We start from the raw sequence: 21534 nt of genomic DNA on the forward strand, positions 1-21534 counted from the left end.
ATTATTATAAAATTAATACTTTTGAGCACTCAGATAAAAATTCCAAGTGGAAAAGGCTCATTAGTTCTATTTTTGAGAAGCATAAGGGCAGATATGGTTATCTATAAATGATACTCTAACAATGTACAAAAACGATTGGATAAGAATGTACAGTTTTGATTATAGTGCTTTAAAAACTTTATATGGAGAAGTGGACATGATAGCCTGATAGCTATGCCAGACTCTGTAGGGCCTGGCTTCCTGGCATGTCAATCATGTCCACAGGGGCTCCATGTAAAGTTCGCATATTGATTGACAAATCATTAAAAGTCATTTCTGTACATCATTTTACAATCAAAAGTGTACATATTTAAAACATCATTTATAGTTATCGTCGTATCCTCTTTTTTTCTTTAATATTCACCATCCTAAAGAATCTTTGACGCAAAGGGAATCTGCTTAATTATATAACTTAACAAGAAGCAAAGTGGTAACGTGATCAGAATCATAGCTAGAAACATGAAGGATGGTGGAAAGTGGATGACCTTCAATCCAGCAATAACAATAGCGATAATCGGTATATGAATGATGTAAATCACGAAAGAATGGGCTGACAAGAAGCTCCAACCTTTTCCTTGATGAAAAACTCTTTCGCGAAAGAATATGATTAATCCGAGAATGACGCCAACACAAAATAGAGCTTCCCACAGAGAATAAACCAAAGATGTCCAGTTCCAGCCGCCAGAAAACTGTAATCCGTCTACCCCAAATATCAAGACTAAGGGTAGAAGAAGAATCGATGCTCCAATTGCAATTCCAAAACCCGCCCTCCCCATAGAATCAGGAGTATTTCGAAACCAATTACGTTGGTAAGCGATGATACCCAAAATGAATAGCCCGACATATTGTGGGAGATCATAGCCGCTTGCTGTAAAAAGTCCAACAAATGATTGAACCTCGGGAGATCCACCGGGTAAATCAAGAGCAGGAACCCACAGTCTTATGGTGAAGTATCCTGCTGCTAATATCATTACAAAGACTGTAAACATCCTGTAGGTGGGTGGCGTACTCTGCCGAACTACTGATAGCTTATTTTTACTCATAAACTTCGCCCAGACTGCGTATAAACAAACGAATACGAAAAGTAGCTCGACGTACCACATCGGGCCGTAAGTTAAATGTGAAAAATAGGTTTGCCATGTAAATGGCTTTTGGTTAAGTATATAGGCTTCAATTGCTTGAACTTGGCTAAGAATGAAAATATAGAAGATAAATGGGATTAGGAATCGGATAGATCTATCCTTGATAAACCGAGTTGCCCCATTTCGTTCAAAAGATAAAGGGACAAAGTAACCAGAAATAAGAAAAAATGTCCCCATAAAGAAAGTCTGGTTAAAAGCAAGAAATAGAAGGCCCATTACAACCCCAATAGACCCTTGTGTTAATACCTCGTTATAGATGGAAAAATACACCAAATGATGAAACACAACCAACACTGTAAGAGCTCCTCTTAGATTATCAATAAAATATAATCGTTCTTCCTTTTGGGGAGACAAGCTCCCTATATGTCTTGAATTCATAATAATTCTTATGTTCCTCTCTATAAACATTTAAAAATATATTTCAACGGAGCATCCGCCAAACTGGACGGCTATGTATAAACCGTCCTATTTGCTCTATATTTTAATTTTCTCTTTTAGTTGATCCGCCTATTTTCCAAGAGGCTAAACTTATGACCCCACCAACTACAATAAAAATAATGTCCATAACAATTTCAAATCCCTGAAACGCATTAATATAATTTACCAAAAACCAGCTTTTTCCACCATTAGTCAAATGATTAATTAATCCGCCTACTCCCTGTATAACAAAAAGTAGACCAAGTCCACTGATTATTTCTTTCATGATGAACACCTCATTAATAATTTTTTAATTTAATATTCCTCTAAGACCGATATTGAAAAAAACTGCACCTACTACTCCTATCGCTACCAACAGTGAGGAAATCGGAGCTTCATTTAATTTTGATCTAATTTTATTTAGAAATTGTTGCAGTCTCTCTTTAAACATAATATTAACCCCTAACAAAAGAAGAGAAGGAAGCACCATTACAAGATTGTAGCCAATTATAATAAAGATAGAAGAGGAAGGCTCAATTGTTAGGTGATTCATTAACAAAATGGAATAAAAGTAAGGCAACGCAGTTACAAATTCAATTAGAAAAACAATGATACCTAACATGATCATCCCTTTCATCGTTGTTTTTTGGGGTATAAATGAAATTAAACGTTTTTTTGTATTATCATTTGGTTTACAGAAGCTAATTAGAACAATAACTGCTCCAAAAAGGAGATAAAACCAATTGATAAAGTCAAATTCAGATAATTTTCCGATTCCTTTCAATAGTGAATCTCCACCAAAGTATAGGAATAAGCCCACTATGAAGTAGCCAAACTGCGTAATAAACAAAAAAACAAGCAAGCGAGAAGATAATTGATTAGGCTGTGTCAATAATAAATAGGCTGTTACAGCAAGTACACCAGGACTTAATATATCAATTAATGCGCAAATAGAAATAATTAGCAAAGCTATCGATGTGTCTATTGATGAAGAAGGCATTAATGCTTCAATACTTTCGATCAAATATAGAGTCTCTCCTTTTTATATGTTATAATTTAAATAACACAGTGTGTTAAAATTATAATAACACACTGTGTTAAGAAAAGGAAGTGATTTTTTATGCCAAGGATTGTTAATCATGAAAAAAAGAGGAAGTCAATTGCTGAGGCCGCTTGGAGTATTATTAAGAAAGAGGGAATCGAAAAAGCATCTATAAGAAGAGTTGCTATTGAAGCAGGCATGTCTGCTGGAGCGTTAAGACATTATTTTTCAACTAAGGATGAAATGTTATTATTTATCATGGATTATTATCTGGAAGAAGGGAAAAAACGTTCTCAAAGTAAAAGTTGGTCAGACAATCCATTGCAGGCGGTTGCGGAAGTTTTATTAGAGCTTATTCCAATTGATGAAGAAAAGAAAATCGAAACGAGTGTTTGGTGGATCCTTGCACTTCAGTCACTTACAAGTGATACTTTAAAAGAAAAAAAAGATGAAATGACTAACGGTATGTATGAATTAGCAAGTTCAATGATCGAGATATTAGTTCTACAAGGGATTTTATCTGATTCAACTAATGTAAAATTAGAAAAGAGTAGGCTAGCGGCATTAATTGATGGATTGTCCATTCATGCTCTGTTAAGACCTGACGTCTACTCTCCAGATAAGGTGAAGGAAGTAATCCGTTATCATTTAGAAACACTCTGCAATGAAAGTCAATTGAGTTAGTTGATCATTTATCAATATTATTCGATGAGTTAGTAGATTTTGTTTTTTAGAAAAAAAGGGTAATCGGAAAATAGTGTGGAATAAATGTATGTTGAATGATGGTTGCTAAATTAAAGGAGGAGTATTCTTTAATAGGTTAAATAAATACGAATAAGCAACGTAAAAAAATTGGTAACAGAACAAAGCCAAAGAAAGGAGGATTCCCTTGATTGATACAATCATGAAGGATGGCTTTTGTATAGAGTGTGGAGCGAAAGAAGAGGATGGTTTATCTTGTTGGGAGCAACTTGGGTATCTTCTGGCTTGGGAACAGAACAATCCTAAACTTTATGCTCTTCATTTCTGGACAGTTTCAAGATACATGTTACAGCATCCTTCCAACTTTAGAAGGATGTGCTCTAACAAAAAAATTATTCCGTGATGCTTGCGATTACAATTGGGAAACTCCTTATATTTTGAAAAAGAATAGAGAAGTTACTACTAATAAAACATTTAAAATTGTTAATCCTATCCCTGTTGCAGAAAAAGTTAGAGTTCTAACAAAATGGGATATGACGGTAAACGATGTGTATGCTGCGGGTGAAAAGAATGCAATTGAAAAGGGAGCTTCGGTTGAATCGAAATGGAGGGAGATTTAATTGACTTTGATGCACGATAATTTAAAATCTAAAAATGAAGAAAAACTTCAAGAAGTAATGGTTGGAGAGCTAAAACCTCACAATGCACAAATTACACTCCTTGACTATGATCCGAAATGGCCGAAGTTATTTGACCGAGAGGCTAAAAGAATTTATTCCATACTTGGTAAAAAGGTACTTCAGTTGGAGCACGTTGGATCAACTTCAGTGCCAGGTTTATGTGCTAAGCCAATTATTGATATTCTATTGGTTGTGAAGGATTCTGCTGACGAAAGTGCTTATGTTCCTGACTTGGAGGAAGCTGGCTACACTTTACGTATTCGAGAACCAGATTGGTTTCAACACCGACTTTTTAAAGGTCCCGATACAGATATTAATTTACACGTATTTAGTAAAGGCTCATCTGAAATCGACCGAATGTTGCGATTTCGTAATTGGCTAAGAATTAACCATTCCGATCGAGATAAGTATGCAAGCGTAAAGTGTAACTTAGCTCACCGTAAATGGAAACACGTCCAAGACTATGCGGATGCAAAAGCTTCAATAGTACAGGAAATTATGAGAAGGGCAAACTCAGTCGATGAGAAGAAGGGGTGAAATTTACAAATTCCTTATGGGAAAGCCTTATAACCATTGATAGATTAATGATAAGAAACAATTGGAATACATTCATTCACTGTTTATGCGAGAACTCTTTTTTAGGACATGATGATAAACAAGTGGCAGGGCAGCGATATTCAAGAATTGGGAAAACAGAGCTTGCAGATGGCTTTGTCGCTTTACCAGGTGGACCAAGAACATTAGAATGTCACTTTAGGAGATATATTGCACACCATTTAAACGCTATTTTGCATTAAGTAAATATAAAAGCCTAATTTCTCAACATTAAAATTGAGAAATTAGGCTCATAGAAGGACATTAAACCCTTTCGATCATGATGCATAATGTCCCAGTTTTTTCTAAACTTCATATTCCTCTTTGCTCTGGTTAAATAAACAAATAATAATTTACTCTAGAAGTTTTAGGTGACTGATTATTCACAAAGTAGCCTGTTTTTTGAACTAAGATCAATAATTAGGACTGTGAGTTTGTGATACCATCCAAACACAGAAATGTTGAATGGTTGTTTTAAGATTCCCTTTTTTCGTGGACATTACCGTTTTTCTCATCTAACTCGATAAGATGAGACTTGGTCGTTCCAAGAAGTAGTACCAGACATTCCCCAAGAAGTTAAATTGGTGGTAAAGTATTTGTTTGGATAACTTACAAGAGTTAAATAACGACCACCATAATAACGATTTTGATAGAGCCTAATCCAAGAACCAGGAGCTACAGATACAGCAGATATTCTGTTATCCCATGCAGTACTCAGAGAAGTGACCTGAGTTCCAGGATACGCAATTAATGATCTTCCATATCCATGACCCGAAGTATGTTCATATAAATAAGTTGGTCTTGCCATTATACCTATTGACTGACTAGATAATCCCTCTGTAACTTTTTGATGATATGCTTCATATTTTTCTGGAGTTGAGAAGCCGTGTACCTTTTCTCCTTGATTAGTTGCTTCAACTACCATTCCAACAATTTTTTTATGTTTATCTGGTGCATATTTTATTCCATCTACTGTGTCAACTTTTAGATCCTGATCTGGATTCGATGTTAAACTAGCTGCATTTGTTCTACCTTCAAAACTAAAAACTAAAGAGAAAAATCCTACTAGGGCTATTAAAGCTAAAGACAGATTACGTATCATTTTTCTTTTCATCAAAGTTCCTCCTCTTAAATTAAAAGTCAATCTATTGTAGTGCAACTTTTTTCAAAACGGTTAAACTTTATTTTAAATCCACAACACGATATTCTTTAACTTTTTCCGCTTGAACCTCACCTTCCTTTTTGTAATAATATGACTTAATTTTCACCTCCTTAATAATTGACTGGCTTTTCTGGTAATATATGATATTTACATAGACCTGCAACTACTTGTCCCATGTTTTTAAAAGTGATTTCAACATATGAATGGCATGTTTCTGCTTATTAGGATCCAACGGTTTCTGCCATCGAAGTTGCCCTTCTAATAAAAGCATCATTTTCGATTAGTTGTTCCTTCGATGTAAAGTGGTTTTGTATAACGTCATAGTAGCTACATTTGCTTCCTCAATAATTTTCTTTATTCCAACAGCATGAAAACCGTGATAGTTTCGAGCATTCATAAACACCCCTTATTAATAGGAAATCCTTTAATCTCTTTTAATGTATAAAAGAGAACCAGTGGTACCACTGGCTCTAGTCATGCTGTTTGAGAATAGCCATTACTTTTGTCATTTAATTTCTCACCAACTGATATCAAGACGTGAAGGTGTCATAAGTTATCAATATTCTTTAGGTGGAGACAGCCCCATGGATTCATTGACTGGAACAGGGGTAATGGCACTCTATTTTATTGTGTATGATAAAAATTTTAAAAACTTCAATGAAGAAAATATAAAAATCATAGATATAGTTAATGAAATACAGAATCAGGTGAATGGAAAACCTTAGATTTTGCTAGTTTTGGCGCAAGTGGTTTAGAATTATTTGTCTATGGTGATAAGATGTCATTTCTGATTACCATTCTGGTAAGCTCAAAAAAAGACTGATATGGTCGGAAACTTCCTCAGGGTGGGTCAAAGTGATTATGTGATTAGCACCAGGTATACGCACAAAGTTAATATTGGGAGCTTCCTTATATAATTGTGCGATTTTAAAGAGATCTCCTGAGTCCTTCTCGCCTATGATAAAAAGTGTCTTCGTTTTAATTTCTCCCAATCTTTCCATTGCTGAATTGGAGGAAACAGTTTCGAATGTTTTCCAATCAAAAGTCTTTTGAATATTGTGTATCATCATTTCGCGCAATAAATCGTATGCTTTTCCAAAAGAAACGCTCCAGGAAGGCTCGCTTAATATTATATTAGTCATTTTCTCGACATCTGGTGCAACTTTAGAAACTCGGCTCTCTAATTCCGCATGTTCGGAAGAAAATTTAAACCCCGACAGGCCTGGAGCGACCAATACCAGTTGAGACACCCTTTTTGGATAGGTCAGAGTAAAATCAGTTGCAATTTGTCCACCTAGGGAATGTCCAACGAGGGCACCTTTCTTAATTTTAAGATGATCCAAGAGTTTTCTAAGATCCTTAACATAATCAATGGGTTCATTCGGAACAGGTGACTTCCCTGCACCCCGGACATCAAGAGTGATTACTTTGAACGACTTTGAAAGATGTGGTGTGATGAATTCCCAGTCACGTGAATCCATAGCTCCACTATGAAGTAGTATAACTGGCTTTCCTCTTCCTTTAATTTCGTAATGAAGATCCATCTATTTCAATCTCCTTTCCCTGAAAAAAGTAGGCATTGCCCCATGACTATCTTCGTTTCATTTCTAAGATTCCTTTTCTTATCTCCCAAACTGTTTACAAAACCATTTAATAAACTTGTTCGGTTAAAAAGGAAGTTTAATGTACCATTACAAATGATTTAATTGCTCAAGAAGGTCCTATTTCACCACTTTTATAATGCCCATCCGCTTTAATGTTCCAATAAGTGATTTCAAGAATTTAAACACCCCCCCTTATTTATTTCACACACTGTGATGAAATGATAATAACACAGTGTGCGAAATAAAAGCAAGAGGTGATTTGAGTGCCGAAAATAGTTGATCATGATCACAAAAGAAAAACGATCGCTGAAACAGCTTGGAAAATTATTGAAACGGAAGGCATTGAAAAAGCATCTATCCGAAGAATTGCATCTGAAGCTGGAATGTCTACCGGAGCAATTGATCAAACCTTTATTCTAAAGCTACAGTAAATAAACTAAATCATTTTTACTCGACAATCATCCAATTTGTATCTTTTTCTAACGTGAGTATATATTGCGAATACTGTGTGGCTTTTGTTACTTCGTCAATATATTTAACAGTAACCCATACTTTTATTTGGTTCTCTATTGTCTGGAATACTGGCTTGACTAACCCTGAAAATAGATAATCCTTACCAATCGGTGGTAAAGCATTATTTTTCACATAATAATCAAGTTCCTGTTCTGTTGCAGTCGGATAAAATGTAAAGAATGTCTCCAAAAACTCTGTCACTTCTTGCACCGTATCAGAGTCAACTGTTCCATTACTTTCAGGTTGTTGTGGCTCATAATCTGATTTATTCGGTAAGCTCCACAAGGTAGGGCTTTGTATAATTACTAAGTTTCCTACATTATCTTGATGTAATAAGATTCGATAGGTGGATCGGACCATTTTGCTATTTTTATCTTCCATAATTTTTTGATCTACCGAATAAACAACCGCATAGGTATTATCATTTTCTGGTGACACTGACCAGATATCAATATTACCTACGCTGGAACTAGTAGGAAAATCGTCTCTTACGGTATCGGTATTTAATGCTTGTAATTCCTCTGTCAAATATTGACTGATCTTTTCCACCCGTTGTTCAATGGAATCTTTTTCATTTTGCCATGTGTAGTAATCTTTCACAAAGTTTTTCGTAAAGCTCTCAATCGCATTCATATCCATGATCTTGGTTTCAATGATTTCTCTTTCATGAACGGTATGTTGATCAATTGCTGTAAAGTTTTTATAGATTCCAAAGGCTAGGCTACCAATAAGTAATATCCATAAAAGAGTTACTGTTTTTTTACGTGTACCGACAGTCCGTACTTTTATTTTTCTGGATTTTGTTTCGGTCGTTTGTTTTTCTTTTCTTTTAAAAAATCTTCTCATCTGATTCAAACCTTTCTATTGTTTAATACGTCCAGCTCCAATTAAGTGCTTTTGCCAATAGGCAGTAGTTAAATCTGCATAACCGATTGGATCGCCAGCATTATACATTTGGTTGTTCCCAACATAGATCCCAACGTGAGTGACATAGGTTCCTGCATTATATGTGGAATGAAAGAATACTAAATCACCAGTTTTTGCTTCAGACAAGGGTATATGCTCGGTCACGTCATACTGTTGCTGCGCTGTTCGGGGCAAGTTAATACCCGCCTTTCGATAACTCCATTGTGTTAATCCGCTACAATCAAAAGAAGTATTTGGATTATCTCCCCCAAAAACATAAGGGAACCCTTCATACTTTAAAGCTTCATTCATAACAATCTGAACCATTTCATCATCGAATTGAGGCGATATAAAATATTGACTGACTAAATCGACATAAAACATATTGCCATAACGGTAACGCCAACCACCATTTTTCTTTATGGCTATTGGATTTGAATAAGTGACTCTGCTACCACCTGAACGTTCTTTCGCAAAACTTTCGGCCAGTCCAAAACTATATTGTGTGTCTCTTTTTGCAACGTAATCAATAAAAGCACCGCCATAGTTATATGCTTGAATGACTGTATTCTTATCGACACCACTCGCTTCTGCGGAACGCAGCAAATCTAAAAAGTATTTAGTTCCTTGTTTAATTGAAGCTTCGGTATCTAAAGAATTGGGTGGAAGTCCCAAAGATTCACTTGACTGCATCACATCTGGAAGTTTTCCACCACTCTCTACTTGGATAATGGCAAGTAGGGTAGAGACATATTCACTAATTCCGTATTCTTGTGCATATTTTTCTACCATTGGCTGATGTTTTAACACATCGGCGGTTACCGATATGCTGTCTATATCATGAATGAAATCACCACGCTCTGATGAATGTTCTTCATTCGATATAAAAATAGCTACAAATGCTAACAATCCTAAAAGGCAAGAAAGCCTAATCCCCCAGTAATTAACATGACCTTTAATCTCATGGCTTTCATTAGCGTTTCCTCCTAACAGCATGGATTGGACGCTTAGTGATTTGTTTCTGTTTTGTACGTTTCAACGGTTTAGAAGGACGCTCGATGATTGTCCGACTATTTTTTGATCGAGAACGTTCTTCATTAGGAGATCGGTTTTCTTTTTTAACAGGTTGTTTGGGATTATCTGTAAAATACTCTTTTCTGTCTGGGCTCGATAACTGTCGTTGTAATTTGAATTGCTTCATATGCTCGCTTTTTGTGACAGGTCTTGTCTTTTCTTTTTGTTGAACAGTTGGGTTCTTTAATCTATCTTCATGTGCAGATTCATTGACATCATGCGTGACTGGTCGTTCATAACTAGCAGTCTTTCGAGAAGGGGTACGTTTCTTATCCAATGCTTGCCGCCTATCTGCAATGGTTTGACGATGTTTTGCTTGACGCTCTGCATGTGTTTTTTGTCTCTTTTCCTTTGCTTGCTTCATACCTTCTTTAAAATCACGGGCAGGTTTTGTAAGCTGTTCTTTTCCTTGCATCACCGCATATTGAGCAGTAGTAGGTAAATCATGCAATTGCTCCTTACGGTGTTTTATATTCGCACGGAATTGATTTTTCGCACCAAGCATTCTTCCTGTTACTTGACCTACTTTCTGGCTCAAAGTTGTTGGTTTCGTACTGTCATTTTGGCGTTCTTTATTGGTCTTTGCGGTTGATGTTAGCCGCTGTAACGGTCGAATAGGGGAGAAGGAACCTTTTGTTTGCTTTGATTTTCCAACCATTGCCCCGACTGTTGCTCCAGCTGTCGCCCCTGCAAGGGTGCGTCCGATTGTTCTCTGTAATCGCCGACTACCCCGATTGAACATTCGGTAAGGACGACGCATGACTTTACGTCCGACCTGTTGGGAATCATTACTTTGCAGGTTAAACATGCTCATAATGTCACCAAGTTTCATGTAAATGCCCGCAAACGTCACAATCTGTAAAAAGGCAATCAAGAAAAACGGATAACTTGTTGTTAAACTGTAAAGCATGGATGAGATACTAAAGGCAACTGTAATAATCAAGGTAATGCCAGCTCGTAACATAATCACATTAAACAATTTCATAATCGCTTGTTTCCCCATGTTTTCAAAGGTGGGTATCATTGACAGTAAAAAACTGATGGGTAAAAACATGGCATAGATGATAAATAGAATTTGTGAGAAAATCATAATTCCCGATAGTAGAAACACGAAAATGGAGATACCGATATTAAACAGAAATAAAAAGAAGACCATTCCTAAGCGAGTGGTCGTTTTCGTAATCGTTAAATTTTTATTGTCATGATCTTCAATTTCTGCTTTAACAGCATCTTCACGATCTTTTCCGTTATTCGTATCAGGATTGATAGAAACTAAGCTCTCAACACGTTCTTCGCCAATCGTTTCTTTATCCGAATCATCAAATTGTAATAGCATCCACGGCTGTTCCACTTGAATAGAAAAGAGGTTATTCCGTATCATATCAACGCTGTCTTTTCCCTGACTAGTAGAGCTAGGCATCAAGATTTTAGTACCTAAATCTAAACTTGCCTGACTAATATCTGCCGAAAAGTCATTAATTTTAGCAATATACGTTGGGGCATAGGCAATAAAGGAGGCCGACAAAATAAAAACGACTAAAAAGTTTAGGATCGCCCGAATGGCTTTCGTCGTTTCCCGTTTCATTAATCCTGTATATGCCACGTAAATCCCAATCACTAAAATGAAAAGAAGCAAAAAACCTACATAAAAGCCCGAACTGCCAAAACCACTTGCTGTAATCCCGGCTAATGTTTGCATGTTTTTCCCGATGGCATCCGCTGTTTGTGAAATAAAATCGAGTGAATAGGCTTGTTGAATTAAATAGCCTGTCGCATTAGACAAATACAAACTTATAATCCAGATAAAATTGGTAATCGTGTAGAGCCCATACATGACTTGTTTCCCAATTCCATCATTCCAGTTCCACGGTAGCCAATCCCAACCTGTATCCACATAAAAATCGAGTTGATAATGGTCAAGAGCATATTTAGAATACAAATTATCTTCTGATACCGTATCATCGACTAATCCCGCAGCTTGCGCAAAAGTACCAAGTAATAGAAGACATAGGAAAACGGCAGCACTAATCAGCACTACCGTTAAAATTATCTTTTTTAGTTTTTGTTTGTTCACATTGTCACCTCGTTTCCTTTTCATTTACAGGTGGCCGAGTATCGAATGCATCAAATAAATCTTCAAAAACAGGATGGACTTGAATAATCCCAACACGTCCATATAAATCTTGAATCAAACATTGCCCGTTTTCTAATTCTCGTAAGCGTCGTTGATTCGATTCATCTTCCGAATCTACACCAAAGAATTGAAGAGTTTTCTTAATTTCTGTCATATCCCTGGAACGGAAAGCAAACTTCACACCGATATTATTTTTTAATTTTTCGTCGGTTAGATCATCTGCATTCTGGGTAACAAAGTAGACACCAGCATTCATGGCACGTCCTGCACGAACCAATTTATTAGAAAGTGTTTTCCCTTGTGCAACTTGCAGGAAGGACCAGGCTTCATCCAAATCGACGATTTTAAAAATACTGCGATCCGAATGAATAAAATCTAACGCAAAAGTAGAAATGACAATCAACATGGCGACACTTAATAATTCCATCGTTGTATATTCCTCAAAACTTGTTTCTGCGTCTGGTAACACTAAATCCGCCACTTGAATCATATTCAACTGTTTTTCTAAACTAATCGAATTTTTCACCGTTCCATCCGAAAAGAGAAGATGGGCAAAGTCATAATCGGTAAAACTTTCGATATGGTCAGCGATGGGGCCAGCTAATGGATTGGGATCACTTCTTAATTCATGAATCACAAGGAGTAAACCACGTTCCTCTTGTTGACCAACAGCGCGTATCGCTCGTCGTAATACAGGGAATTTATCTCCATCTCGACTCGATATACCCGTGAGAAAGGTAAGAATATCAATCGCAAGACTTTCCGAATCCTTTTTCTTTTTCATAATGACAAAAGGATCAAGTAGTCCTTTATTGCTTTCCTCACTCGTTAAATTGACAATATTTATTTCATGAGCAATTTCGGGCAATGTTTCTTTCCATTTTCCTCGTTCCGCTTTTGGGTCAACAATGAGAGCTTGACCACCAAAAAGAACCGCATAATAGACAAGCAGGTTATTACTAAAGGATTTCCCACCACCGAGTGAACCTAAGAATGCAGATGCTAACGCATTGGTGACAGAACCTTTTACGCCTTGACTGGCTAGGCTTGGATTGAGATAGACATTTCTTCCCGTATCTAAGTTGTAACCAAAATAAATCCCTTCCGTTTCTCCCAACATTTGTGTTGCCCCAAATCCAAGTCCTGCAAGAAAATCAGACGTAACATATTGAATGTAATCATTCATATAACGCTTACTAGCTGGGATAAATTCACTGTGTAAGCCCAACATATCCCCAAATGGACGAACGAGTTTCACGTTTAAATCGTCATAAAAATCTTTCACCTCATTACAACGCTGTTTAAGTTCGTCTAAATTAGGGGCAGAAACTCGGATCACATAACTTAACTTATACATCGATTCCTTCGTTTGGTCGAGAACGTCTTCTAATTCGTTCACCTGTTCCAATGCGTCGATAACATTACTGCCTGTTTCGTTATCGGATTCCCAGGCATGATTATCCAAGTCTTTGAGTTCTTTTTTCTTATTTCGCACGGTAGACAAGGCTTTTTTGTTGGTGACTATTTCTACATTCATGGACGTATCGATTGGGAAATCGAATTGTTGTTGTTGATAATAAAAGATTTCATCGGATGGAAATTCAAGATCACCGACAATCGAGTTGATGGTAAAATAAGAAACATAAGTCGTCTGTTCTTCCTGTTCGATTTTTAAATAACGTTGGTTTTCCTCGATCAAACAACGAGTCGGTTTAATCAGATCATAACGCTTCACTAAAGTTTCCTTTTTTAATTTCTTTAGAGGGAGGGCATAGTCATATTCGTCATAAGCAATTCCTGTTTGTTCATGAAGATGTTCAATCAGATAGCCAAAGTCATTTTTATCTAGAGGGCGTACTTTAAAACGCCTAGATATTTTGTTTTGTAGTAAAGATTCCATTTTAGAGAAACGTCTGATTTCTTCATGAGGCATGGAAACAAAATCTCCCATCAGGTGATGGTTTACATCACGGACAAATGAAGAAAGTGAATTTTTGATGTTTTTCCCCATTGCTTTCATACTGACTTCTTCTTCATTCAGCAATAGTTTAAACCCGATAAAAAAATGATAGTCTACTTGGTGTTCACCAATCATGGAAACAAGGGCTTCCGTTTGGTCATCAATACGCTCATAAGCAACTTCTTTTAATCGTCCTGTCACTAACTCTTTACTTCGTTCCTGCACCGAACGAATACTGCTTGCGGTACTGATCTGTAAGGCATGAATTTTGCCGTCTTGATTCTGGGCAATTAATTGACGGAAGTGGTCATGTACTTGTATTTTCTCATCCTCCGATAAAAAGGAATAATTATATGGCAACAACTCATAATAGGCAAAACATTCGCCGTCATGATTGAAAACAAGATTATTTTCAAGGTATTTAATCGGATAACGCATGGACTTCACTCCTCACAGCAGTGATGGATTCATTTACCTTCACACGTTGAAGTTTGACGGGTTTTCCTGCATAAGTCACTTTAGGCCGGAACCAATATGTCAATACTGACTTGAGAAAGCTATACGGTTTCTTGCCATCAAATGTTTTCTGACTCATAAACCATGTCAAACCAACTGGAATCCCGATATATTTTAATAACGCTCCATCAATAAAAGAGAGTGGGGGAAGATTCCCAAGTAACATCACCACTAGAAGTGAAAGGACAAACCATGACATTTGATTGAATGTTACGGGAAAGGGTAAGGGAAAATCATTAATTGCATAGATGACTTTTTCTACCGACCAAATACGTGTGTAGCTCTTTAATTTTTTCAAATAGAATCATCCTTTCACACATAGAAAAAACAGCCTGTCCAATAACAAGCTGCTTCTCCAACTATTGAACATATTCAAATACACCATGTGACGTCACAAGAAAGCTGCCTTCAATTTCAAGATCAAGTCCAAAAGCTCTATAATCAATATAATTCTGTAAGTTAGCAGGGACTTCCCCAAGTACGCCTGTTTCTTCTATCAAATATCTCGCAACATCTTCCATATTTTCACAATCAGAATAACAAATGATGTCATCCTGATGTTCCAGTAATTCTTCCAAACTATCAAACCAATAGCCTTGCACTTCTGATAGTGCATCATATAAAGGAGAGCCTTCGATTTCTTGAACCATTGCACATAACCGATTGATTTCAGAAATCGGCGTATATTCATCCACCTCAAAGGGCAACTCGAAATCATGAATTGCATATTCTTCATATTCGTCATTTAAACCAATACGTTCTTTCACATCTTCCATATCAATGGGTGGGGTAAACCAAGCACCAACCAATTCACCCTCATTATATTTTCCGAGGTTAGCTATATAGACCTGCATTTCCATTGGTTATCACATCCTTTTTATTAAAAATAACCATAAAAAAAGCAGCAGCTTATTATCTGCTGATACACAAATGAGGCTTGTTAATCCCTACCGCACTACCGTTTGGTCCACCATTTTTTTGCAGAACATAAGAAGACCACTTATCTTCCACAAAAAAACGGTATAATTTAAGCCCCTATGATTCGATTAAAGAGATTTAACAACACATCTTTCACTCCGGCCGCATTAAAGACTAATCCAACCGCAACCAAAGCAATAATTAAAAAGCCTATCAATTTGGAAAACTCCCGTTTAAAGCCTAAATAAATTCCAATCACGACAATTGCCATTAATACTAACGATTGTGCATTACTTAGAAACCAGTTGTATAAATTCTGCCCAAAATTCATTTGGATTTTCTCCCTTCATAAGTTAATCATTCGTTATCTGATGATGGTTGAATCACTTTCTCTATAGGAATGGTTTGTTGCATGAGTATTTTTTGATGGCGCTTGGATAACTCTGTCTGTTCCAACATATCCTTAATTACACTCGTTTGATTGAGTTCATCTATCTTTGTCGCTAGTTTCCAAGTTGGGGCGACTTGATGAGCTAGCCATCTGAGTGTCTTATCAAAAGTGTAAGGTTCGGGCTTTGTCGTTAATGAAATTTTTCTATTCACACCCAAATCCAAAAATCGTTGCCATTCCTTATTCATTTTCCAACTACTGCGACGTTTTTCCTCGTTTTTATCGACAAAACGAATATACCGATTAATGATCGAAAAGGCAGTCCGTCCAGCGTCTTCATACATCATTAGATCGACAACCGCATGGTAAGCACGATCATTTTTCAAACGGATTTCAAAACGATTTTTCATGTCCGTATCTTCGAGTGATGTTCCATATTTCACGTATTGTTCATAATCCTTTTCATACGCACAAAAGTACACGTCACTTTTTAAAGAACCAATATATAACGTATTTCCCATGTCAGGCTTGTCTTCACTCTGCACAAGTTCACCAGAACGATAGCTTTTAAAACTACGGAAAACAGAGATACATTCTTCATTACGACATTTGTTAGTCAGAAATGGAATATCCAATATCCCTGTTTTATCGTTTATCGCAAGATCAATTCGTTTAAAAACTCCACCAACACGAAACACTTCCATAAAAAAATCGAACCATGTTCGTTGCTGTGCTAGTAGGAAATTCTCAAATTGCCTGCATCCTTTTCCTTTAAGTTCAAGTAAACAGCCTTTGTCTTCATCAGGAGAAACCATGACCACAATATCACCAAAAACGTATTGTTCCATATAAGAGTAAAATGCAAAATCCTCATGTAACATGTATTCCATTTTAAGTTTCAAAATATCTTCAATAACTGGTTTCGGGTTTGTCGTTAAAAATCGAATCCGCACATAATCAAATAAGATTTCTAATGGAGCATCTGGGTTAAATTGTTCTAAAATATCGAACAAGGCAGCTTGTAGTGAATCGGAAGGAGTTACTTTTCCTGTTTCGATTTCACTCATATATTGTCTTGAAATCCCAATATGAACAGCCAGTTTATTTTGAGACACACCGTATTCCAGTCGTTTTTCCTTTAATTGTTGATACCAAGGTACTTGGTTCATGTGCATTCCTCCAAACTAAAAAAGATGTCAACTAAAGGTTAAAAGCTGACATCTTCTCCGTATGTTCCAAACCGTTGCGCCATCAGGTGTTATTAGCTTTTGGAACAGTTTCTTATTGTTTTTCTACCCCCCTGTTAGAAATGGGGGGTTAAGGCGTGGCTGTCGCCACGCAGGCTTTGCCCAGCACAGCGGCTTTCGCTTCGCACGCCGCCGCACTGGGCAGCCTTTATTACACTAATTTACCAATTTCTTTTAGAAAATCGTGACCTTTGGGGACAAGGGGTGTATAAAATTCAGAAATGACATTATCCCCTTTATCGACATACCCCCGGCCTTTAATCTGTTTTAAGAAAAATTGTTTTTGTACGTCGCTTCCAAACATCATTCCATACCCGAGCTCACTCATACGACCTAAAGCAACCCGAAAATTAAATTGATCTCGAATGCCGTCCCCAAGGTATTTTGCGTCTGGTCGCTGACAGGCGAGGATAAGAAAGAAGCCAGCTTGTCGTCCTAACATAACAATCTGTTTTAGCTTAGTTAACACCGCTGTATTTTCCTTAGAAGCAAGCATTCCCATAAAAGCTACGTACTCGTCAAAAATTAAAAAGTGAGGAGATAGGCCTAAATAAGCATAGTTTTCTCCTGTTTTATAACCCTTCATCTGTTTCATTTCTTCACTACGAACCATCATAGCTTCATAAAATTGGTCAATACATGCCATCATGTCTTCCTTTTTATAATAGACATCTGGCATAACAGTGGCTAAATCCGCTAAATCTGCATTTTTCGGATCTAAGATATACAATTTTGCGTCTGTTTTGAGTAGGGCTTCAATCAAAGTTAAAATAAAGTACGTTTTCCCACCGCCTGTTCCACCGGCGATTAACATATGCGGCAATTTATCATATTCCCAATAGAGTGATTTCATCAGTTTTAAGCTGCCATTTTGGGCAATGACTTCCTCAATCGGAATACGGTTCACACTCATATCATAAAAAAGGATATACTCCACATAGGAATCGTGTAACTCTTTTGAAACTAATTCACAATACAGCCCACTTTCCAGTTTGTTTTCAAGATTCAACAACTGATCTTGATATTTCCCAAGTGTAATTTCCACTTGAATATGAAGTAATCCTTTTTCAAATCGGTAATATATCTTTGGAAAATGGCTGATTTTTTCCTTAGTTTTATTGGATGGAATGTCCTTAAAGAAACCCTCTTGTGTGACTTGTTTCGTTTCGTACCAGCCATTTTCCAGAATCATTTTTGCGAGCTTTTGACGATGAATGACTTGCTTTATCTTGTCATACCGATAGCGATAATAGAGATACGCACATCCAGCGGTTAAGGCAAGACTGATTAACAAGGTCACCCATCCATATGTGCTAAAAAAGTGTATTTGAAACACATCCAATTGCCACGTGGTAGAGAGTAAAAATGACAGATGAAAAGGGATAAAGGAAACGAGCCATACACCAGTCAATCCAAAGAATATAAATTGAAAGACGAGGGAAGCATCTTTTTCTTTAATGCGTTTCCCTCGTCTCTTAAAAGTTTTCATTATTTTTCCTTATCAGGGGTAGATTTTGAAACATTACTAGTCGATGTTGCCGCTTTTCCCTTTAAGACTAAATCATCTGCTTTAATGTACCAATCAACATCTGCGCCACGGAATGTTGCATTTGCGACGGGGCTTATGTTACAGAGGAAAGAATTGATAAAGCGAAAAATCTTAAGTTAGCTATTACAGCAGGAATTGGATCGGATCATGTTGATTTAGATGCAGCAATTGAAAAAAATATTACTGTAGCTGAAATACCTGGTAGTAATAATGTAAGTGTAGCAGAGCAAAATGTAATGGAAGCGTTATTACTCTTGAGAAACTATGAAGAAGGTCATCGCCAAGCTGTAGAAGGGGAATGGGATTTGCCAAAAGTTGGTGCTAGAGCTCATGATATTGTCGGGAAAAAAGTAGGTATATTTGGTTTGGGTCGCATAGGCGAGCTTACAGCCAAGCGATTGAAACCGTTTGAAGTAGAATTACAATATCATGATCCATATAGAAAAGAAGATTTGGAAAATGAAATTGGAATTGATTATGTAGATTTCGATACGTTGATTCAAACTTCAGATGTCGTTATTGTTCAGTCTCCACTAACGAAAGATACGAAGAATAAGTTTGATAAAAATGTTATCAGCCAAATGAAAGATGATGCGGTTTTAGTTAATTGCGCAAGAGGTGGCATAGTTGAAAAAGATGCCCTAGCAGAAGCAGTAAATAAAGGTAAAATCCGTTATGGTGGTGATGTGTGGTATCCATAGCCTGCACCAAAAGATCATCCATGGCGAGCGCTTAAACAGACTGGACTTACTGTTCACTATTCTGGTATGACTGTAGAAGCGCAAGAAAGAATTCAAAAAGGAGTACAAGAAATTTTAACCAGCTTCATGAATAATAATCCTATAAACGATTCGTATTTAATCGTAGATAATCATAAAATTACGAACCAAAGTTATCAAACTCAAAGCTAACGGGACATAACAATAAGTTTTGCCAAGAGTCGGATGATAACCTTAATAAGCGTAAGAAATATACGGAGACTCCTTCCTATGGGGAAGGGGCCTAGGCGAGACCCCGGAATGCGGAGCATCCGAAGGCTCACCAGCCGCCCATGGAAAGCGGAGTATATTTCTTACGCGGGTTTCAAAACCTATTCATTCGGGTTTATCTTTCTTTTATAAAATAGTACTCTTAAGAAACAAGTCGAATACGTTAGTTTGATGTGTTCTCATGTTTACCTTGTCCCCATAATCCTATGACTTTGTAGATGACGATAATAGCTGCTGCACCAAGTAGAAGAACTACTGGTATAGCCCATGTGAATCCAAGCGCGAATAGAATTGGAGCAAAGGTAACAATAATAATATCAATCGGGGCCACACCTACATAAGCAAGGGCATAGTCTTCAGGTGTGCGACTTTTAAGTTCGGGGTCAACTATTCGTAATAGTGCAAGTCCCATAGCGACGGTTCCTGTACTCCAACCCCAACCAAAAATTGATTTCTCTAACCAGAATTCTTTGAATATGTTTGGACCGACAAAGCGGAATAACAGATAAGCCCACAATGTTCCAAAAGCAAAAAGGAGAATTAGTGGTAGAGCGTAATCCATAACCACTGTTATATTTATAGAAGCAATACCAAAAGCAACAAGAAAGTCGGTTGCAGTACCTCCTATACGCTCCATCACACGACCGTCAACATATTTATCTGATTTTATTCGTCGACTGATAGCTTGAAATAATAAACCGAGTATAAATGCAACACTAAATAATGGAATGGATATTGCTGGAATTAAATCAGAAAGTGTATTTGTCAGCCAATAAGATATACCAATGATAAAAGCAATAATAGCCAGATGTAATACCAGTGGGTCAATGGAACTCGAGGACACCGTTTCTTGTCCCATATTGAATCTCTTTGATTTTGGCATTAAACCCGATTTTAATTCAGATGGAAGGTCTTTAAAGCTAGTAATAAACTGTGTCTTTCCACTCTCTGTACTATGCTTAATAAGAAATAATCCACCTAAAACAGCAACTAGTAATCCGACTGTTGCTGATGTCATTCCAAGATCCATCGCTTCTTCCCATCCAGCATGGATTAAGCCTTCTCCAAGGGCGGCGGCTGTACCATGTCCACCTAAGAAACCTGCTCCTAAAATTAATCCAAATCCATTTGGCAAATCATTAAAGATGGGGTTAAGAATAAGCATAGCGAATAAAACACCAATGCCCCACATAGATAATGTAAGAATCATCGAGTATGAAAACATATTGCGTACACGATGAAAAACTTCAGATAAACGTACCTTTGCAGCCCCGATAGGTATTGCTGCAAAAATAACAGCAATTAACAAGCTCGGATAAACGCTGAATTGTTCGGAAAAAGGTAGAATTCCTAATCCACTAGGACCGAAAGCAAGCCCTAGAAATCCTGCAATCATACTAGCTGGTAAGAATAAGGATTGAATCCACCTCACTTTTGCACGTAAAATGGTCCCAACTAATAGTAATCCAGAAATAATACTTATATCTATCATTAACGACCAAATTGTAAAATTCTCCATTTCGATAAAATTCCTCCTTCATTTATTTTTTAAACGACTGTTTAGGATTTGGTGTGAGAGTTTGTAGAAAGTGATAGCTTATTGCTACAGGTTTGGAGGATATACATAGACTATCTATTATACCATATCTGAGAGTTTTGATATAGTTTACTATTAATTAAAGAAGCAACTGTGAGCTGTTGTAAGAGCTCACAGTTGCTTCAGCCATGCTATATAACATTCTATCTAATACCACAACTACAAATAGTTATGGGGCATAAATATTATATTTGGATAATAGGTAAGCCTAATTTTAATTGAAAACGGTGACTCCCGCTCAACAGAGCTTAAAATATGGAAATTCGAAGAAAATCGAAGAATGATTAGTGCATAAAGTTTGTCTATTAACCAAAGTACAAGCAAATAACAAAAAATATAGTGAAAAGAGCACGTCTAT

General features: G+C 36.8%; 21 protein-coding genes and 4 pseudogenes. 8 read left to right on the plus strand and 17 right to left on the minus strand.

Annotation, left to right across the window (positions count from 1 at the left end):
- Nucleotides 1-407: 407 nt before the first annotated feature.
- The 3 genes from C794_RS04025 to C794_RS04035 form a co-directional block, all read right to left on the minus strand.
- On the minus strand, nt 408-1535 hold the full coding sequence (locus C794_RS04025; protein WP_230199316.1) for an acyltransferase family protein: 1128 nt from the start codon (nt 1533-1535) through the stop codon (nt 408-410).
- Nucleotides 1536-1662: 127 nt separating this feature from the next.
- Entirely contained in the window at nt 1663-1884 is a 222-nt protein-coding gene (locus C794_RS04030; protein ID WP_017795852.1) for a hypothetical protein, read from the minus strand.
- A 24-nt stretch (nt 1885-1908) separates the two neighbouring features.
- A complete protein-coding gene (locus C794_RS04035; protein ID WP_017795853.1) occupies nt 1909-2622 on the minus strand; it encodes a GAP family protein in 714 nt (237 codons plus the stop codon).
- A 96-nt stretch (nt 2623-2718) separates the two neighbouring features.
- Between C794_RS04035 and C794_RS04040 the strand changes: the two genes are divergently transcribed.
- The 5 genes from C794_RS04040 to C794_RS20790 all read left to right on the plus strand — a co-directional run bounded on the left by C794_RS04040 (nt 2719) and on the right by C794_RS20790 (nt 4819).
- Nucleotides 2719-3324 (plus strand): TetR/AcrR family transcriptional regulator, encoded by a 606-nt coding sequence (locus C794_RS04040; RefSeq protein ID WP_017795854.1) that lies wholly within the window; start codon nt 2719-2721, stop codon nt 3322-3324.
- Nucleotides 3325-3544: 220 nt separating this feature from the next.
- On the plus strand, nt 3545-3745 hold the full coding sequence (locus C794_RS20960; protein ID WP_230199332.1) for a DUF5946 family protein: 201 nt from the start codon (nt 3545-3547) through the stop codon (nt 3743-3745).
- Between the two features lie 34 nt (nt 3746-3779).
- Nucleotides 3780-3962 (plus strand): hypothetical protein, encoded by a 183-nt coding sequence (locus C794_RS20965; protein WP_230199317.1) that lies wholly within the window; start codon nt 3780-3782, stop codon nt 3960-3962.
- A gap of 9 nt (nt 3963-3971) precedes the next feature.
- On the plus strand, nt 3972-4559 hold the full coding sequence (locus tag C794_RS04050) for a GrpB family protein (RefSeq protein WP_051042498.1): 588 nt from the start codon (nt 3972-3974) through the stop codon (nt 4557-4559).
- 122 nt (nt 4560-4681) lie between these two features.
- Nucleotides 4682-4819 carry a hypothetical protein gene (locus C794_RS20790; RefSeq protein ID WP_195891533.1) on the plus strand — a complete coding sequence of 46 codons (138 nt, stop codon included), beginning with the start codon at nt 4682-4684 and terminating at the stop codon, nt 4817-4819.
- Nucleotides 4820-5127: 308 nt separating this feature from the next.
- Here the strand turns inward: C794_RS20790 and C794_RS04060 are convergent, their stop codons facing one another.
- Both C794_RS04060 and C794_RS20635 read right to left on the minus strand, forming a co-directional pair.
- Nucleotides 5128-5730 carry a hypothetical protein gene (locus C794_RS04060; RefSeq protein ID WP_017795857.1) on the minus strand — a complete coding sequence of 201 codons (603 nt, stop codon included), beginning with the start codon at nt 5728-5730 and terminating at the stop codon, nt 5128-5130.
- 323 nt (nt 5731-6053) lie between these two features.
- Nucleotides 6054-6175: pseudogene (locus tag C794_RS20635) on the minus strand (TetR/AcrR family transcriptional regulator); the annotation flags it as partial.
- Nucleotides 6176-6362: 187 nt separating this feature from the next.
- On the opposite strand from C794_RS20635, the gene C794_RS20795 reads away from it, so the two are divergent.
- Nucleotides 6363-6503 carry a hypothetical protein gene (locus C794_RS20795; protein ID WP_017795860.1) on the plus strand — a complete coding sequence of 47 codons (141 nt, stop codon included), beginning with the start codon at nt 6363-6365 and terminating at the stop codon, nt 6501-6503.
- 66 nt (nt 6504-6569) lie between these two features.
- Here C794_RS20795 and C794_RS04080 read toward each other — a convergent pair whose 3' ends face one another.
- On the minus strand, nt 6570-7322 hold the full coding sequence (locus C794_RS04080) for an alpha/beta fold hydrolase (RefSeq protein ID WP_017795861.1): 753 nt from the start codon (nt 7320-7322) through the stop codon (nt 6570-6572).
- Between the two features lie 323 nt (nt 7323-7645).
- On the opposite strand from C794_RS04080, the pseudogene C794_RS20290 reads away from it, so the two are divergent.
- A pseudogene (locus C794_RS20290) lies at nt 7646-7795 on the plus strand (TetR family transcriptional regulator); the annotation flags it as partial.
- 34 nt (nt 7796-7829) lie between these two features.
- Here C794_RS20290 and C794_RS04090 read toward each other — a convergent pair.
- The 10 genes and pseudogenes from C794_RS04090 to C794_RS21340 all read right to left on the minus strand — a co-directional run.
- Nucleotides 7830-8741 (minus strand): conjugal transfer protein, encoded by a 912-nt coding sequence (locus C794_RS04090; RefSeq protein WP_017795863.1) that lies wholly within the window; start codon nt 8739-8741, stop codon nt 7830-7832.
- Nucleotides 8742-8756: 15 nt separating this feature from the next.
- Nucleotides 8757-9766 (minus strand): annotated as a pseudogene (locus tag C794_RS04095) (bifunctional lytic transglycosylase/C40 family peptidase).
- Between the two features lie 8 nt (nt 9767-9774).
- The gene (locus C794_RS04100) at nt 9775-11973 is read right to left on the minus strand and encodes a CD3337/EF1877 family mobilome membrane protein (protein ID WP_026133716.1); all 2199 of its coding nucleotides are present in this window, start codon (nt 11971-11973) and stop codon (nt 9775-9777) included.
- Nucleotides 11954-14407 carry a conjugal transfer ATPase TcpF gene (gene tcpF / locus C794_RS04105; RefSeq protein WP_017795866.1) on the minus strand — a complete coding sequence of 818 codons (2454 nt, stop codon included), beginning with the start codon at nt 14405-14407 and terminating at the stop codon, nt 11954-11956. Before tcpF ends, C794_RS04100 begins: the two co-directional genes overlap by 20 nt.
- The gene (locus C794_RS04110; RefSeq protein WP_017795867.1) at nt 14391-14783 is read right to left on the minus strand and encodes a conjugal transfer protein; all 393 of its coding nucleotides are present in this window, start codon (nt 14781-14783) and stop codon (nt 14391-14393) included. The genes tcpF and C794_RS04110 overlap by 17 nt, the downstream gene beginning before the upstream one ends.
- A 61-nt stretch (nt 14784-14844) precedes the next feature.
- On the minus strand, nt 14845-15345 hold the full coding sequence (locus C794_RS04115; RefSeq protein WP_017795868.1) for an antirestriction protein ArdA: 501 nt from the start codon (nt 15343-15345) through the stop codon (nt 14845-14847).
- A 167-nt stretch (nt 15346-15512) separates the two neighbouring features.
- Nucleotides 15513-15734 (minus strand): hypothetical protein, encoded by a 222-nt coding sequence (locus tag C794_RS04120; RefSeq protein ID WP_010097509.1) that lies wholly within the window; start codon nt 15732-15734, stop codon nt 15513-15515.
- A gap of 26 nt (nt 15735-15760) precedes the next feature.
- Nucleotides 15761-16963 (minus strand): MobT family relaxase, encoded by a 1203-nt coding sequence (gene mobT / locus C794_RS04125; protein WP_017795869.1) that lies wholly within the window; start codon nt 16961-16963, stop codon nt 15761-15763.
- A gap of 229 nt (nt 16964-17192) precedes the next feature.
- Nucleotides 17193-18530, minus strand: coding sequence for an FtsK/SpoIIIE domain-containing protein (locus tag C794_RS04130; protein WP_017795870.1), 1338 nt, complete (start codon nt 18528-18530; stop codon nt 17193-17195).
- A pseudogene (locus C794_RS21340) lies at nt 18530-18658 on the minus strand (YdcP family protein); the annotation flags it as partial. The pseudogene C794_RS21340 and the gene C794_RS04130, both read right to left, overlap by 1 nt.
- On the opposite strand from C794_RS21340, the gene C794_RS20125 reads away from it, so the two are divergent.
- Nucleotides 18650-19291 (plus strand): NAD(P)-dependent oxidoreductase, encoded by a 642-nt coding sequence (locus C794_RS20125; RefSeq protein WP_420872752.1) that lies wholly within the window; start codon nt 18650-18652, stop codon nt 19289-19291. The pseudogene C794_RS21340 and the gene C794_RS20125 sit on opposite strands and share 9 nt — an antisense overlap.
- A gap of 451 nt (nt 19292-19742) precedes the next feature.
- Here C794_RS20125 and C794_RS04140 read toward each other — a convergent pair whose 3' ends face one another.
- Complete coding sequence (locus C794_RS04140) at nt 19743-21098, minus strand: sodium/glutamate symporter (protein WP_017795872.1); 1356 nt, start codon at nt 21096-21098, stop codon at nt 19743-19745.
- Between the last annotated feature and the right edge of the window lie 436 nt (nt 21099-21534).

The organism is Oceanobacillus kimchii X50 (genome assembly GCF_000340475.1).
Taxonomy (GTDB): Bacteria; Bacillota; Bacilli; order Bacillales; family Amphibacillaceae; genus Oceanobacillus; species Oceanobacillus kimchii.